At 64.7% G+C, this 15,096-nt stretch carries 16 protein-coding genes; 9 read left to right on the top strand and 7 right to left on the bottom strand.

Annotation, left to right across the window (positions count from 1 at the left end; translation table 11 throughout):
* Positions 1-24: 24 nt before the first annotated feature.
* A complete protein-coding gene (locus I7X43_RS08370) occupies positions 25-999 on the bottom strand; it encodes a tetratricopeptide repeat protein (protein ID WP_198100484.1) in 975 nt (324 codons plus the stop codon).
* Between the two features lie 58 nt (positions 1,000-1,057).
* Positions 1,058-1,969 carry a LysR family transcriptional regulator gene (locus I7X43_RS08365; RefSeq protein ID WP_198100483.1) on the bottom strand — a complete coding sequence of 304 codons (912 nt, stop codon included), beginning with the start codon at positions 1,967-1,969 and terminating at the stop codon, positions 1,058-1,060.
* 93 nt (positions 1,970-2,062) lie between these two features.
* On the opposite strand from I7X43_RS08365, the gene ilvD reads away from it, so the two are divergent.
* Positions 2,063-3,745: a dihydroxy-acid dehydratase gene (gene ilvD / locus I7X43_RS08360; RefSeq protein WP_198100482.1), complete on the top strand. Its 1,683-nt coding sequence runs from the start codon at positions 2,063-2,065 to the stop codon at positions 3,743-3,745.
* A 35-nt stretch (positions 3,746-3,780) separates the two neighbouring features.
* On the opposite strand, the gene I7X43_RS08355 is transcribed toward ilvD, so the two are convergent.
* Positions 3,781-4,020, bottom strand: a complete 240-nt coding sequence (locus I7X43_RS08355) for a TIGR04438 family Trp-rich protein (protein ID WP_198100481.1) — start codon at positions 4,018-4,020, stop codon at positions 3,781-3,783.
* Between the two features lie 116 nt (positions 4,021-4,136).
* On the opposite strand from I7X43_RS08355, the gene I7X43_RS08350 reads away from it, so the two are divergent.
* Positions 4,137-4,448, top strand: a complete 312-nt coding sequence (locus I7X43_RS08350) for a c-type cytochrome (protein ID WP_198100480.1) — start codon at positions 4,137-4,139, stop codon at positions 4,446-4,448.
* 162 nt (positions 4,449-4,610) lie between these two features.
* On the opposite strand, the gene acs is transcribed toward I7X43_RS08350, so the two are convergent.
* Positions 4,611-6,554, bottom strand: a complete 1,944-nt coding sequence (gene acs, locus I7X43_RS08345) for an acetate--CoA ligase (RefSeq protein WP_198100479.1) — start codon at positions 6,552-6,554, stop codon at positions 4,611-4,613.
* Between the two features lie 126 nt (positions 6,555-6,680).
* Between acs and I7X43_RS08340 the strand changes: the two genes are divergently transcribed.
* From I7X43_RS08340 to I7X43_RS08310, 7 genes are all read left to right on the top strand, one after another.
* On the top strand, positions 6,681-7,283 hold the full coding sequence (locus I7X43_RS08340; protein ID WP_198100478.1) for a TIGR00645 family protein: 603 nt from the start codon (positions 6,681-6,683) through the stop codon (positions 7,281-7,283).
* Between the two features lie 142 nt (positions 7,284-7,425).
* On the top strand, positions 7,426-7,734 hold the full coding sequence (locus tag I7X43_RS08335) for a DUF485 domain-containing protein (RefSeq protein ID WP_198100477.1): 309 nt from the start codon (positions 7,426-7,428) through the stop codon (positions 7,732-7,734).
* The gene (locus tag I7X43_RS08330) at positions 7,731-9,452 is read left to right on the top strand and encodes a cation acetate symporter (protein ID WP_198100476.1); all 1,722 of its coding nucleotides are present in this window, start codon (positions 7,731-7,733) and stop codon (positions 9,450-9,452) included. The genes I7X43_RS08335 and I7X43_RS08330 overlap by 4 nt, the downstream gene beginning before the upstream one ends.
* 280 nt (positions 9,453-9,732) lie before the next feature.
* Positions 9,733-9,897: a hypothetical protein gene (locus I7X43_RS08325; RefSeq protein ID WP_198100475.1), complete on the top strand. Its 165-nt coding sequence runs from the start codon at positions 9,733-9,735 to the stop codon at positions 9,895-9,897.
* Between the two features lie 65 nt (positions 9,898-9,962).
* Positions 9,963-11,636: an NAD(P)/FAD-dependent oxidoreductase gene (locus I7X43_RS08320; protein ID WP_198100474.1), complete on the top strand. Its 1,674-nt coding sequence runs from the start codon at positions 9,963-9,965 to the stop codon at positions 11,634-11,636.
* Between the two features lie 167 nt (positions 11,637-11,803).
* Positions 11,804-12,793 carry a porin gene (locus I7X43_RS08315; protein ID WP_198100473.1) on the top strand — a complete coding sequence of 330 codons (990 nt, stop codon included), beginning with the start codon at positions 11,804-11,806 and terminating at the stop codon, positions 12,791-12,793.
* Positions 12,794-12,828: 35 nt separating this feature from the next.
* Positions 12,829-13,629 (top strand): substrate-binding periplasmic protein, encoded by an 801-nt coding sequence (locus I7X43_RS08310; RefSeq protein ID WP_198100472.1) that lies wholly within the window; start codon positions 12,829-12,831, stop codon positions 13,627-13,629.
* Positions 13,630-13,700: 71 nt separating this feature from the next.
* Here I7X43_RS08310 and I7X43_RS08305 read toward each other — a convergent pair whose 3' ends face one another.
* Genes I7X43_RS08305 through I7X43_RS08295 form a run of 3 tightly spaced genes read right to left on the bottom strand, consistent with a single transcriptional unit; the run spans position 13,701 to position 15,065 of the window.
* On the bottom strand, positions 13,701-14,357 hold the full coding sequence (locus I7X43_RS08305; protein WP_216860104.1) for a 2-hydroxychromene-2-carboxylate isomerase: 657 nt from the start codon (positions 14,355-14,357) through the stop codon (positions 13,701-13,703).
* A complete protein-coding gene (locus I7X43_RS08300; RefSeq protein ID WP_198100471.1) occupies positions 14,357-14,575 on the bottom strand; it encodes a DUF1289 domain-containing protein in 219 nt (72 codons plus the stop codon). The genes I7X43_RS08305 and I7X43_RS08300 overlap by 1 nt, the downstream gene beginning before the upstream one ends.
* Positions 14,565-15,065, bottom strand: a complete 501-nt coding sequence (locus I7X43_RS08295) for a YbaK/EbsC family protein (RefSeq protein WP_198100470.1) — start codon at positions 15,063-15,065, stop codon at positions 14,565-14,567. The genes I7X43_RS08300 and I7X43_RS08295 overlap by 11 nt, the downstream gene beginning before the upstream one ends.
* Positions 15,066-15,096: the final 31 nt, after the last annotated feature.

The raw sequence follows: 15,096 nt of genomic DNA, 5'->3' as shown, positions 1-15,096 counted from the left end.
TAGGAGAGCGCCCCCGCCGCGCCTTCAGGACGAGCCCAATTGCTTGAGGTGCTTTCGCGCGTCCTCCATGGCATTGGGCGTCGCGTGGGGATCCTGCACGAATCGCTCCAAATGCCGGCGCGCAGCATCGAGGTGACCCAGCGCCTCGTAAGACAGCCCCATCCGATGATCCAGCGGCAACTCGGCTGCCCCCGAAAGTCCGCTCGCCCGCACGTAGTGCCGCAGGGCCTCCTCATGGTTTTTGGCGTCGGCTTCAATGCGGCCCAAGGCGTACGCCGGCCACGCAAGCTCCGGCAAATCCCGCTGCAGCGGTTGCAGTCGCACCCGCGCCGCAGCGTAGGCATCCGATTTCAGCCAATGGTGCAGCAACAGCGACCACGCATCCAAGACCTCATTCAAGAACGCGCGATCACCGACTCGGTGCAGCCCATCCAATGCGGCTTCGGCGGCATCCCACCGTTTTTCTTTGGCCGCCACGCGCGCTTTCAACAAGCGCTGCTGGGAAGGGGTCAAAGCGGGCTCGTTCTCCAGCGCCCGGGCACGATCCACCCCGCCCCCCGCCACCGAAGGCACCAGCAAAAAATACTGCTGCAGCCGGCTGCGGGCATCGAAACTGTCCGGCTTCAAGGCCACGGCACGCTCCAAGCTCTCCCGCAAGGGCTTGAGCACACTGAGCCCGCGCATCCATCCCCCGCGCAAGGCCTTCACACCCAGCGCGTGTCCATGCGTCCAGTGGCAAATCCAGGCCGATGGGTGCTGGCGAATGCAGCGCTCCGTCGCCTCCAAGGCCAGGCCGAGCGAACGGCCATCATTGGGCAGCGCCAGGGCGTAACCGTAGGCCGCCAAGCGTTCCGGTGTGTCTTGAGTCGCCGCCAAGCGCGCCAGTTCCGGCATCCGCCCGGTGTCATAGGCTTGGGCCAGGAGGGGATCCTGGAAGGGCCCCGCTCCTGCGACCGCGCTGAACCCGAGCACCACCACTGCGCTGATCACTTGTCGCACGCCCACGCCCCTGTTCTCGTCATTGATTCCCAACGCTCCGACGATTGTGACGTTGACCTCAGGCGGCCACCACGGCCCCGGCGCCCTCCACCGGGAGCGAGGCCATGAAGCGCTGGACCACCGCCCGGGCCGGGGCTTGCCAAACCATCCAAGTCTCACAGCTCGGGGCCTGCGCGGGCGCCGGGACGTACACCACGCCCTCGCGCTGCAGGGCTCTCATCGAGGCCGGCACCCAGGCCACACCAAAGTCAGCCGACACCAAATGAATCAATGTGGCCATTTGGACCGCCCGCTGAACCAAGCGCGGCTCGTGACCCTGACGGTGATAGAAGTCCACCACCGCATCGTGAAGCTCTGGCGCGATCTCCCGGGGAAACAGGACCAGCGGCTCCTGTAACAAAGCCTCCAGCGAGGGCGTGGGCCCCAAGCGGATCATGGCCGGCTGAGACAGCGCCAGCATCATGGGCTCGACGGCGACGAGTCGCCCTGACAAGCCCGCGGGAGACGCGCCCTGCGGCATCAAGACACAGCCCAAATCCATCGTTCCGCTGCGCAGCGCCTCGGCCTGAATGTCCAGTGTGGCCTCGCGCAAAATCAACTCAACTTCCGGCGTCGCTGACTTGAAGTGTCGAAGCCACTGGGGCAGTAAGCCAAACCCGGCCGGCGAGACCAGCCCCACACGGAGTTGGCCACGAAGCCCCAAGGCGGCCGCTTTGGCGATGTCGGCCAGGCCTTCGCCCTGGGTCAACCACGAGCGCAGCGGCTCCAGCAGCGCATCTCCAGCTTCGGTCAAGGTCACCCGGCGACTGCTGCGCGCCACCAAACGCACACCAACCTGGTGTTCGAGCGATTGCAGAACTTTGGAGACCTGGGGCTGCCGCCAGCCCAGCCGCTCCGCCGTTCGGCCAAAGTGCAGCTCTTCGGCCAAAGTCAAAAACAGTCGGGCGCTGGCGACGTCTATTGATTCCATACTGGAATCAATATATCAACATTTACGATCTTGATCGAATCAATTGAGATCGGAATACTGACACCCAGTGTCATTCCAACAGGACCGCCCGCCATGTCCAACGTCAACCGCCGCTCCAAGAACATCACCGAGGGCGTCGCCCGCGCGCCCAACCGTTCCATGTACTACGGCATGGGCTACCAGGAGGGCGACTTCGGCAAGCCCATGATCGGCGTGGCCAACGGCCACTCCACCATCACGCCCTGCAACTCCGGCCTGCAGAAGCTGGCCGACGCGGCGGTGATCGGCCTGAAAGAAGCCGGCGCCAACCCGCAGGTCTTCGGCACCCCCACCATCAGCGACGGCATGGCCATGGGCACCGAGGGCATGAAGTACTCGCTGGTCAGCCGCGAGGTGATTGCCGACTGCGTGGAAACCTGCGTGGGCGGCCAGTGGATGGACGGCGTGCTGGTGATTGGCGGCTGCGACAAGAACATGCCCGGCGGCCTGATGGGCATGCTGCGCGCCAATGTGCCCTCGCTGTATGTGTATGGCGGCACCATCCTGCCCGGCAAGTACAAGGGCCAGGACCTGAACATCGTCTCGGTCTTCGAGGCCGTGGGCCAGTTCAGTGCCGGGAAGATGAGCGAAGAGGACTTTTGCCAGATCGAGAAGCGCGCCATCCCCGGCAGCGGCTCCTGCGGCGGCATGTACACCGCCAACACCATGAGCTCGTCCTTCGAGGCGCTGGGCGTCAGCCTGCCCTACTCCTCCACCATGGCCAATGTGGAGGACGAGGTGGTGGAGAACGTCAAAAAGGCCGCTGCGATCCTGGTCGAGGCCGTGAAGGCCGATCTGAAGCCCAAGGACATCGTGACGAAAGAGGCCATCGAGAACGCTGTGGCCGTCATCATGGCCACCGGGGGCTCCACCAATGCCGTGCTGCACTACTTGGCAATTGCCCATGCGGCCGGGGTGGAGTGGACGATTGATGACTTCGAGCGCGTGCGCCGCCGCACGCCCGTCCTCTGTGATCTCAAGCCCAGCGGCAAGTACCTGGCCATCGACCTGCACCGCGCGGGGGGCATTCCGGCCGTGATGAAGGAATTGCTGAAGCACGGGCTGCTGCATGGCGACTGCCTCACCATCACCGGCAAGACCGTGGCCGAGAACCTGGCCGAGGTGCCCGATCTGCGCGCCGATCAAGACGTCATCCGGCCCGTCAGCCAGCCGATCTACGCCGAAGGCCACTTGGCCATCCTGAAGGGCAATCTCTCGCCCGAAGGCTGCGTGGCCAAGATCACCGGGCTGAAGAACCCGGTCATCACCGGCCCGGCGCGGGTGTTCGACGACGAGCAGTCGGCGCTGGCCGCCATCATGGCGGGCAAGATCCAAGCCGGCGATGTGATGGTGCTGCGCTACCTCGGCCCCAAGGGCGGCCCGGGCATGCCGGAGATGCTGGCGCCCACGGGCGCATTGATTGGCCAGGGCCTGGGGGAGTCGGTCGGTCTGATCACCGATGGCCGCTTCAGCGGGGGCACCTGGGGCATGGTGGTCGGCCACGTGGCCCCGGAGGCCTACGAGGGCGGCACCATCGCCCTGGTGCAAGAGGGGGACTCCATCACCGTGGACGCGCACCAGTTGCTGCTGCAGCTGAACGTGCCCGCCGAGGAGATCGCCCGCCGCAAGGCCGCCTGGGTGCGGCCAGCGCCCCGCTACACCCGCGGCGTTTTGGCCAAATTTGCCTTCAGTGCCAGCTCAGCCAGCTCCGGCGCGGTCTTGGACCGTTTTGAATAGTCAGCCGCGCCACTGAGGAACCTGGTGTTTTGGGGTCAACGTTTGGTCTTGTCGGTCCCCAGCGCCGCCATGACCTTGCGTCGACGCTCTTCTTTGCGCTCGTCCAATTTGTCCATCGCCTTGCGCTGGGTATAGCCCGTGGCATCGGCCCAAGCCCACCAGGCCACAGCCCCGGCCAAAGGCGACAACACCCAAACCCACGACCAGCCGGCAACGGGACCGATTTCAAGAAATTTGAGCAGAATCAGAACCACTGCCAATAGCACCAGCGCCATAGGGACCTCCACGTCAATTCCGTCGGCTGACGCAGGCACTTTACGCGCGAAATCGCACGAAAACCCCGCACAATCAGCCCGTTTGTTCCCCCCCAACCTTCCCAGAGGATGACTCCATGAACGCTACGCTTCGCACTGTTGTGCTGACCGTCGCAGCCCTGGCCGCCAACACGGCCGCTCAGGCTGACCAAGCCCTGGCTCAGAAGAAAGCCTGCCTGACCTGCCACACCGTTGACAAGAAAGTCGTCGGCCCCTCGTTCAAGGAAGTGGCCGCCAAGTACGCCAAGGACAGCAAGGCGGCTGCCATGCTGGCCGACAAAATCATCAAGGGCGGCAGCGGCAATTGGGGCAACGCCCCCATGCCCCCCAACAGCGTGACGCCGGAAGAGTCCAAGAAGCTCGTGGCTTGGATCTTGAGCCTGAAGTAAACACGCCAAGCGCCAAAACAATCGGGCCCCGCGGGGCCCGATTGTTTTGGCCTTTAGGCCCTCAGTTGGCCTTTGCCAATTGATCGAGGATGGCCGGCTTGTCGGCTACGCCGTCCCCCGACGATCGCGCTGACGGTGCCCGCCGCTGGCGCGGCGGCAGGATCAATTGGCCTTCGCCAATTGATCCAAGATCGCCGGGTTCTCCAGCGTGGAGGTATCTTGGGTCACCGCCTCACCCTTGGCCAGCGAGCGCAGCAGGCGGCGCATGATCTTGCCGCTGCGCGTTTTGGGCAGGTTGTCACCAAAGCGGATCTCCTTGGGCTTGGCGATGGGGCCGATCTCTTTGGCCACCCAGTTCCGCAGTTCGTTGGCAATTGCCTTGGCCTCTTCGCCCGTGGGTCGTGCGCGCTTGAGCACCACAAAGGCGCAAATGGCTTCACCCGTGACATCGTCCGGCCGCCCCACCACCGCGGCCTCGGCCACCAACTCGGTGTGGGCCACCAGCGCCGATTCGATTTCCATCGTGCCCATGCGATGGCCGCTGACGTTGAGCACGTCGTCGATGCGGCCGGTGATGGTGAAGTAGCCTGTCTCGGCGTTGCGAATGGCCCCGTCACCCGCCAGGTAGTAGCCCTTGAGCTCCTCGGGGTAATAGCTCTTCTTGAAGCGCTCCGGGTCCCCCCAGATGGTGCGAATCATGCTGGGCCAAGGCTTCTTCACCACCAGGATGCCGCCCGTGCCGTTGGGCACGTCGTTGCCCATTTCGTCCACGATAGCCGCCTGAATGCCCGGGAACGGCAGCGTGCACGAGCCCGGCGCCATGGGCGTGACCCCCGGCAACGGCGTGATCATGTGGCCACCGGTTTCCGTTTGCCAGAACGTGTCCACGATGGGGCAGCGACCGCCGCCCACGTTTTGGTAGTACCACTCCCAGGCCGCGGGGTTGATGGGCTCACCCACACTGCCCAGGATGCGAAGACTGGAGAGGTCGTAGTTCTTCGGGTGCACGGTCGGCACTGTTTCAGCGGCCTTGATCAGCGAGCGAATGGCCGTCGGCGCCGTGTAAAACACCGTCACCTTGTGCTTCTGGATCATTTGCCAGAAGCGCCCGGCATCTGGAAATGTCGGTACGCCTTCGAACACCACCTCGGTGCCACCGAGGGCCAAGGGGCCATAGGCGATGTAGCTGTGGCCCGTGACCCAGCCGATGTCGGCCGTGCACCAGAACACATCCGAGTCCTGTAGGTCAAAGGTCCAACTCGTCGTCAGCGCCGCATGCAGCAGGTAGCCCCCGCTGGAGTGCTGCACGCCCTTGGGCTTGCCCGTCGAGCCACTGGTGTAGAGCAAGAACAAGGGGTGTTCGGCCTCGACCCATTCCGGCTCGCAATGGTCTGATTGACCGGCCATCACCTCGTGCAACCAGAGGTCACGCCCCTCGGTCCAGGCCACGGCTCCCCCCGTGCGGCGGTACACCAGCACGTCCTTGAGCGTCGGGCAGCAGTGGTCAGCAAGGGCTTCATCGACGATAGATTTCAGCGCCAACGCCTTGCCGCCGCGCATTTGCTCATCCGCCGTGATCAGCAGCACAGCGCCAGCATCTTGAATCCGATCGCGCAAGCTTTGTGCCGAAAAGCCGCCAAACACCACCGAGTGGGTCGCACCGATGCGCGCGCAAGCCTGCATCGCCGCCACACCCTCCACCGACATGGGCATGTAAATGACCACGCGGTCACCCTTCTTCACCCCACGGCTTTTGAGCGCATTGGCCATGCGGCTCGTGAGCGCCAGCAGCTCCCGGTACGTCACGGGGCGAACCTGCCCGTCGTCCGTTTCAAAAATCAGGGCGGTGCGCTCTCCCCGCCCCGCCTCCACGTGACGGTCCAAACAGTTGTAGGAGACGTTGAGCAAGCCGTCCTCGAACCACTTGAAGAACGGGGCCTGGCTGTCGTTCAAGGCTTGGGTGAAGGGCTTCTTCCAGCTCAAGAACTCGCGTGCCAAGCGAGCCCAATAGGCAGGGTAATCCCGTTCGGCTTCGCCGCACAGGGCCTGGTACTGGTCCATGCCCTGAATGCGGGCTTGCTGCAGCGGGGGGAAAAGCGTGCTCATCCAGTCACTCCACTTTGAAAAGTTTGATGGGAATGATCCAAGTGTCCGCTGACGAAACCCTTACCTTGCCCGCCGACGCACCTAGGGCCATTCCCTAGAATCGCGCCGCTGTTAAACGGAGCTCCCATGTCCCATCCCTTGCGTCCCCTGCCCAACCTCATTTTTGCCAGTCGGTGGTTGCAGTTGCCGCTGTACTTGGGCTTGATCCTGGCCCAGGCGGTGTATGTGTTTCACTTTTGGGTGGAACTGGTGCATCTGGTCGAAGCCGCGTTCGGCAGCAAAGAGGCTTTGCAGATCCTGATCACCAGCACCGGGTATATCGCCAAAGACGTGGCCGGCAACGCGCTGCCTCCGGCGCTCAATGAGACGCTGATCATGCTGGTGGTTCTGGGCCTGATCGACGTGGTCATGATCAGCAACTTGCTGATCATGGTGATCGTCGGCGGCTACGAAACCTTTGTGTCGCGCATGCACCTTGAGGGCCACCCTGACCAACCCGAGTGGCTGAGCCATGTGAATGCCTCGGTACTCAAGGTCAAGCTGGCCACGGCCATCATCGGCATCTCATCCATTCACCTGCTCAAAACCTTCATCAACGCTCAGAGTTACACCACGCACACGGTGATGTGGCAAACGATCATTCATGTCGTCTTCCTGCTTTCGGCCCTGGCCATTGCCTACACCGATCGCCTGCTGCACCCGCCCGCCGGCCCACAAAACAGCCACTAAGGGAAAGTCCCTGAGTGCCCACGCCGCCCCTCGGGGCGGCGTTTGTTTTTCCGGCCCCTGCAAGCTTGGCGCAAGTTCCGCGTCAGAGCAGGGTCAGCGCCCCTTCAAAGAATCCGCCCATCCTTTCTCCCCGGAGACTTCCATGGCGGATTCCATCGTTCAGCGCATTCAGCGCCACCCGCAGTACCTGGAGTTGCGCCGCAAGCGCAATGCGCTGGGCGCGCTGCTCACCGTCTTGATGCTGCTGGCCTACTACGGCTATGTGGCCCTGATTGCCTTCAACAAGCCCTTCCTCGCCGCACCGCTCGGCGCCGGCGTGACCACGGTGGGTGTGCCCATCGGCATGGCCGTGATCGTGTTCACCATCGCCATCACCGGTCTCTACGTCTACCGCGCGAACAAGGAGTTCGACGCGCTGACGCAATCTCTGCTGAAGGATGTGCACCAATGAAAGCCTCCCGCTACCTCGCCCTGATTGGTCTTGCCCTTGCGGGTTCGGCCTTTGCAGCGGGCGGTGACCTGGGCCCCACGGCCAAGCAGGCCACCAATTGGACCGCCATCTCGATGTTCAGCCTCTTCGTGGTGGGCACGCTGTGGATCACCAAGTGGGCGGCCGGCCGCACGCGCTCGGCGGCGGACTTCTACACCGCCGGCGGCGGTATCACGGGCTTCCAGAACGGTCTGGCGATTGCCGGTGACTACATGAGCGCCGCGTCCTTCTTGGGCATTTCGGCCGCCGTCATGGCCAACGGCTATGACGGCTTGATCTACTCCATCGGCTTCTTGGTCGGCTGGCCCGTCATCACCTTCCTGATGGCCGAGCGCCTTCGCAACCTGGGCAAATTCACTTTTGCGGACGTGGCCGGGTACCGCTTCAAGCAAACGCCGATTCGCGCTTTTGCAGCGAGCGGCACGCTGGTGGTCGTGGCCTTCTACCTGATCGCCCAAATGGTGGGCGCCGGCTCGCTGATCAAACTGCTGTTCGGCCTGGAGTACTGGGTCGCCGTGGTGCTGGTGGGCGCGCTGATGATGATCTACGTGCTCTTTGGCGGCATGACGGCCACCACCTGGGTGCAGATCATCAAGGCCGTGCTGCTGCTCTCGGGCGTGACCTTCATGGCCTTCATGGTGATGGCGCAGTACGGGTTCAGCCCCGAGGCCCTTTTCGCCAAGGCGGTGCAGGTCAAGTCGGACATCGCCGCCCAAAGCGGCAAAGACGCCGCCGCCGCGGCCAGCGCCGGTCTGTCCATCATGGGCCCGGGCGGCTTCATCAAGGACCCGATCTCGGCCATCAGCTTCGGCATGGCGCTGATGTTCGGCACCGCCGGCCTGCCCCACATCCTGATGCGCTTCTTCACCGTGCCGGACGCCAAGGAGGCGCGCAAGTCCGTGTTCTGGGCCACGACCTGGATTGGCTACTTCTACATCCTGATCTTCTTCATCGGCTTTGGCGCCATCACCCTGGTGTTGACCAACCCCGAAATGGCCGACACGGCGAAGGGCGTCATCAAGGGTGGCGCGGGCACGGCCAATATGGCGGCTGTGCTGGTGGCCAAGACGGTCGGCGGCAATGTGTTTTACGGCTTCATTTCGGCCGTGGCCTTCGCCACCATCCTGGCCGTGGTGGCCGGCCTGACGCTCTCGGGCGCTTCGGCCGTCAGCCACGACCTCTACGCCACGGTGTTCAAGCAGGGCAAGGCGGACTCCGCCTCGGAGCTCAAGGTTTCGCGCCTCACCACCCTGGCCTTGGGCGTGGTCGCCGTGGTGCTGGGCATTGCCTTTGAGAAGCAGAACATCGCCTTCATGGTCAGCCTGGCTTTCGCCATCGCCGCCAGCGCCAACTTCCCGGTGCTCTTCATGAGCGTGCTGTGGAAGGACTGCACCACCAAGGGCGCGGTGATCGGTGGCTTCCTGGGCCTGATCTCCTCGGTGGGCCTGACCGTGGTCAGCCCCTCGGTGTGGGAAGCCACGCTGGGCAACCCCAAAGGCTCGGCCTGGTTCCCCTACACCTCGCCCGCCCTGTTCTCCATGACCATCGCCTTCGTCGGCATCTGGCTGTTCTCCATCCTGGACCGATCGGCCCAGGCCGCGAAGGAGCGGGCCGCCTTTGCCGCGCAGCAGGTGCGCTCGGAAACCGGCCTGGGTGCCGCCGGCGCCAGCGGGCACTGAACCCCACGGTCCCTGCCCGAAGAGCCGGTCCAGTGATCGGCTCTTTTTCTTGCCGTGGCCACCCCGCGGTAACCCCGGCGCCCGCCCTGCGACGCCCTGAATTGCACGCGGCGCGAGACCCTAGAAATGGGGCTGAACCCCGGGCTCGGGACACATCGCCTAAACTCTCGCCCGGCTTGCTGAGTCTGTGCCCGTTTGCGCGCGCGGGCTTTGCAAGCACAGGGCCGAAACCGTTGTGGACTTCTGGCTGTCAAATTCACATTTTTTCGAAAGCCACACCATGGGCAACAAGATCCGTACCGAAGCCGACCGCAAAGCCACTCCGCGCCCTGTCACGCCCGCTGGCGTGACGTTCACCCCGGCGCGCGGCCAAAAGCGCAGCCAAGAGCGGGGTTCGCACACCCGCAGCAAGAAGAACCCCGGCAAGCGCCCGCACCAAGGCTAAGAGCTCGCCGCTCGGATGTCTTCACGGCGCCCTGGGGCGCCGTAGTTTTTTTAGCTTGACCCACCATGCTTCGAATCACCGACCTGCGTCTGCCGCTGAACCACACCGAGGAGCAATTGCACACCGCCGTGTTGCAGCGCCTGGGCTTGAAGCCAGACCAAAAGGCCGAACTGGTGGCCTTCACCGTCTTCAAGCGCGCCCATGACGCGCGCAAGAAGACGGCGATGCAGCTGATCTACACGCTGGACTGCGAACTGGCTGACCCAGCCCGCGAGGCGCAATTGCTGGCCCAGGGTGACGCGCACTTGCGCCCCAGCCCCGACACCGGTTATCACGTCATCGGTCACGCGCCGGCCGATTTCTACGCGCAAGAGGGGCGCCGCCGCCCGGTGGTCGTGGGCTTTGGGCCTTGTGGCCTGTTTGCCGCGCTCATCCTGGCCCAGATGGGCCTCCGACCACTGGTGCTGGAGCGCGGCCGCACCGTGCGCAAGCGCACCAAAGACACCTGGGGCCTGTGGCGCCAGGGCGTGCTCACGCCCGAGAGCAACGTGCAATTCGGCGAAGGTGGCGCGGGCACGTTTTCAGATGGAAAGCTCTACAGCCAAATCTCGGACCCGCGGTTTTTGACCCGCAAGGTGTTGACGGAGTTCGTCAAGGCCGGTGCACCCGAAGAAATTCTCTTCGTCAGCAAACCCCACATCGGTACGTTCCGCTTGGTGAGCATGATCGAAAAGATGCGAGCCGACATCGAAGCGCTGGGCGGCGAAATCCGCTTTGAACAGAAGGTGACCGACCTGCTGATTGAAAACGGCGTGGTGCAGGGCCTGAGCCTCGAATCGGGCGAGCAGATCACCACCGATCATGTGATCCTGGCCTTGGGCCACAGCGCGCGCGACACTTTTGCGATGCTGCACCAGCGCGGCGTCTTCATGGAGGCCAAGCCTTTCTCCGTAGGCTTCCGCATCGAGCACCCGCAAAGCCTGATCGATGCAGCGCGTTTTGGCCCCAACGCCGGTAACCCCATCCTCGGGGCGGCCGACTACAAGCTGGTGCACCACGCCAAAAACGGGCGTTCGGTCTACAGCTTCTGCATGTGCCCCGGTGGCACGGTGGTGGCGGCCACCTCCGAGCCCGAACGCGTGGTCACGAATGGCATGAGCCAGTACTCACGCGCTGAACGCAACGCCAATGCCGGTATCGTGGTGGGCATCAACCCACAGGATTACCGACAAGACGGCCACGCCGAGGGGCCGGTAAACCCGCTCGATGGCATGGCTTTCCAGCGCATCTGGGAATCCCGCGCCTACGAGCTGGGCGGCGGGGGCTACCGCGCGCCAGGCGCCCTGGTGGGCGACTTTCTCAAGCGCCAGCCCTCCACGGTGCTGGGGGAGGTCGAGCCCTCCTACAAACCGGGCATCACGCTCACCCAATTGCAGGAAAAGGGCCGCACCGTGCTGCCGCCCTATGTGCTGGAGGCCATCCGCGAAGCCCTGCCCGCCTTTGGCCGCCAGATTCGCGGCTTTGACCGCCCCGACGCGGTGCTCACCGGCGTTGAAACCCGCACCTCCAGCCCCTTGCGCATCACGCGCGGCAAGGACTACCAAAGCCTGAACGTGCGCGGCCTCTACCCGGCCGGCGAAGGCGCGGGCTATGCGGGCGGCATCATGTCCGCAGGCGTGGACGGGATTGAAGCCGCCGAAGCACTGGGCCGCTCGCTCTTGGGGCTCAACGCGGACTGACGCTGGTGCGGCCCTGCAGGCAGACCGCCTGGCCCCGCTAAACGGCTGGCCTGCGCCATCATCGGCGGGTTCGCCCGCTCCTATGGAGATTCTTCGAGGGAAGATGGCCTGTTCGCTGCTGGACTTTTCCGGCAAGATGATTCAGACGTGGACCATGGGTTGGTGGAATGTCGTCTCAGGAGCCGGTTCGAGCCCTTCGGTGTCTGTGCCTCGTTGTGAGCCTGGGAGCCGGCGTTCCCGCTTCAACCGCCGGGGTGATGCTGAGTGGGTATCTGGACATCGGGCTGTATCGAGACTTTGCGCGCGTGTCCCACGTGGGGACCTTGCAACGATCCAACATTGCCCTGAGCGGTGAAGAAGACCTGGAGGGCGGGCTGCGCCTGACCTTCCGTTTGAGCCACCGCCTTGAGTTGGACACCGGCGCGGTCGAGGGCGCTGAAAAGAACCCCTTTTGGCATGACGAAGCAACGGTGGGGTTGCGGGGCGACGCGGGAACCCTGCGCGTGGGGCGGGCGCTGGATGTGATCCATGCCAATGCATGGGCCTTTGACCCCTGGGACAACTTCAACCGGATTGCGTCGCCCGCCTGGCAGCTTTGGCACTCGAACTACGTCACGGATCGGGTCTCGAACCAAGGTGCACCAGAACCGGCGCGACTCAGTGATGGCGTCTTCTACGACTCCCCCCAGTGGCACGGACTCACGCTGCAAGCGTCCGGTTCTCCCGAGCGATCCGCCACGGCGGGCGGGGGCGGCGGTCATGCCTTGGGCATGGCCCTTGGCTACCAGCACGCGGGGGCCCAGGGATTGCTGGCTCACGCGCGCAATCGCGCCGGGGATCGCGACACCTTCCTCGGTTTGAAAACGCACTGGATCGGCGTGACCTGGATGGTGGGCTACGACCACAGCCGCCATGCGGACGTGCGCCCCAGTACAGGACGGGCGCTCACGCTAGGCGCCAGCCGTACGCAGGGGCCGTGGACACTCAAACTTGGCGGTGGGCGCTTGGTCAAAGATGCAGGGGCGTCACGATTCCTGGGGCTGGGGCTGGATTACGGTTTTTCCAAACGGACCGTTTTGTCGTTCAGCGCCGGGCATCTTCGTCCCCCATCACGGGTGCAACACGCGCTGGGCTTGGGGCTGACCCATCGCTTCTAAGACGCCGCCCACGACCTCCGACCCTCCCCTTGTCCATGCCCCCTTCGCACCTGCAACCACGCCTTGAAGAATCTGCAATCGCTGGGGTCTCGCGGCGCCAGCTTGCCGCCGCCTGGGTGATGCACGTGGCCTTGGCCCCTGGCGCCTGGGCCAGTCCTGTCACGGTCAAGGTGGCCACGGGTGAGTGGCCCCCGTTCATGTCGGAGGCACTGCCCGAGCAAGGCTTTGTGCTGCAAATTGTTCGGGAGGCATTTGCGCAGGAGGGGATCCAGGTTGAGTTCGCGTTCTTCCCCTGGGCGCGGGCCATGCTGCAAGTGGAGGCTGGCACTTCCGTCGCCTCTGCAGCCTGGTATGTCACGGCGGAGCGGGCGCAAAAATTTCATTTCAGTGCGCCGCTGTTTGTGGAGCAGCAGGTCCTGTTCCATCGCCGCAGCGAACCGCTGGCTTGGAAAACCCTGGATGACCTGAAGGGAAAGCGTATTGGGGCGACGACGGGGTATGTGTACGGTGAAGCGTTTCAGGAGGCCGAAAAAACGGGACGGCTGACGGTGGACCGGGCCCCATCGGACGACAAAAACCTCCGCAAGCTGCTGCTGGGTCGGGTGGATGCCGTGGCCATGTCCCTGGCCGTGGGCCTGGACCTGCTGCGCCGGGTCATTCCCGCCCAGGAGGCCGCAACCCTGACCTACTTCCCCCGCCCCCTCAACGCCGGGCCCCTGCATCTGGTGTTTGCCAAAAGCGCCAAGGGCCTGGAATGGCAGCAACTCTTCGATCGCGGTTTGGCAAAACTTCAAAAGAGTGGGCGGTTGAACGCCATCATTGCCGCAACGCTTTGATCGAGTGGCAAAAAGGCAGAACTGCGCCCGCCTGCCCGCACCGTAGCCTCCTGCTATACGGGTTTCAGAACTCAGCTGCCCCGCACAAGTCCCGCAGGCCGCTCCCCCGCCGCCTCCCACGCCCCGGAAGCGAACCACGGGTCGCCGTCCAGCGCAGCGCGCAGCATGGGCAGGGCGTCTTGGCCCCAGAAGCGTTTGCCTTGCCATTCGATGGTGGGCACGCCAAAGACGCCGGCTTGCAGCGCCGCATCGGTCGCGTCGCGCAGGCGCTGCTTGGCCTGCTCGTCGCTGGCTTGGCGGCGCGGGGCGAGGCGCTCGGTCAGGGCCGCGAGCCGCTCCGGGGCGTTGGCGTCCGCGCCGTCGGCCCTCCAGACGTGCTCAAGGATTAGCTCGGTGACCCAGCGCGAGGGGGGCAGCCCTTCCGGCGTGCAGGCCCAAGCAAGGCGCAACAAGGCCAAGGGGTTGAAGGGGTGCTGGGCCGGCAGCGCCAGGCCGTGCTCACGTCCCAGCCACAGCACCTGGCGGTAGGTCCACTCGCGTTTGCCGGGGATCTCTGCCGGACCTTTTTGACCATTGGCCTTGAGCAGCGCGCCAAAGAGGATGGGCACGTAGTCCACCACCACTGAATGGCCTGCCAGGGCTTCAGGCAAGCGCTGAAAGGCCAGGGCGGCATAGGGGGAGATGGGGTCCCAGTAGAACCGCAGCGCCTTCACAGGTGGGTTTGACATCACAGCTTTAACTCCGGTGGCAAGGGCGCCAGGGCGACGCCCCACGTGCGGGCGCGCTCGGGCAGGGCACGCCACACCTCAGCTTGTTGGGCCCGGCCTAGGCTGGACCAGGCCCCGATTTCATCGCGGGTTCGGGCGCAGCCCAGACAGAACTGCCCGCTCGCATCGAGCTTGCAGACCTTGGTGCAGGGGGATGGCAGCGGCGCTTCAAACGGCATCGGTGAAGGCCTCCAACCGAGCGGCAGCGGCTTGTTGCAGAGCGTCAAAGCGCAGGCCCAGCACGGTGCGCGGGTGACCGGCTGCCGCCCAGACGCGCTCAAAGCGCTCTAGGCTGGGGTCCATCAGCACGGCGGGCGGGGCCGCTTCGTCCTGGGGCGCAAAGCCCAGCGGCGCGACGCCCCCAATGGGGAAGCCGGTGTGGCGCCGCACAAAGGCCGCATCGGCCCGTGCCACCGGGCCGAACTGGGGCACCAGGCGCTCGGCGTTCACGCGGCGGTCACCCGCCGTGATGCACAGCACCGGCTGGTCGCCCAGCCGCAGCACCACGCTTTTGGCAATGGCGCCCAAGGGGACGCCGAGTTGCGCGGCGGCGTCGGCGGCGGTGTGGGCGCCGTCAGCCAGCCAGCGGATTTCATAGTCCACGCCGGCGTGCTGCAGGGCCGCGCGCACGCGTTCGACGGAGGGGTGGGTTTCGATCTCGTCAGTCATCACGCCATTGGATCATTTCGACGCCCTTGCG

Source organism: Inhella gelatinilytica (genome assembly GCF_016093295.1).
GTDB classification, from domain to species: domain Bacteria; phylum Pseudomonadota; class Gammaproteobacteria; order Burkholderiales; family Burkholderiaceae_C; genus Inhella; species Inhella gelatinilytica.
This window is presented reverse-complemented; position numbering and strand designations above follow the sequence as displayed.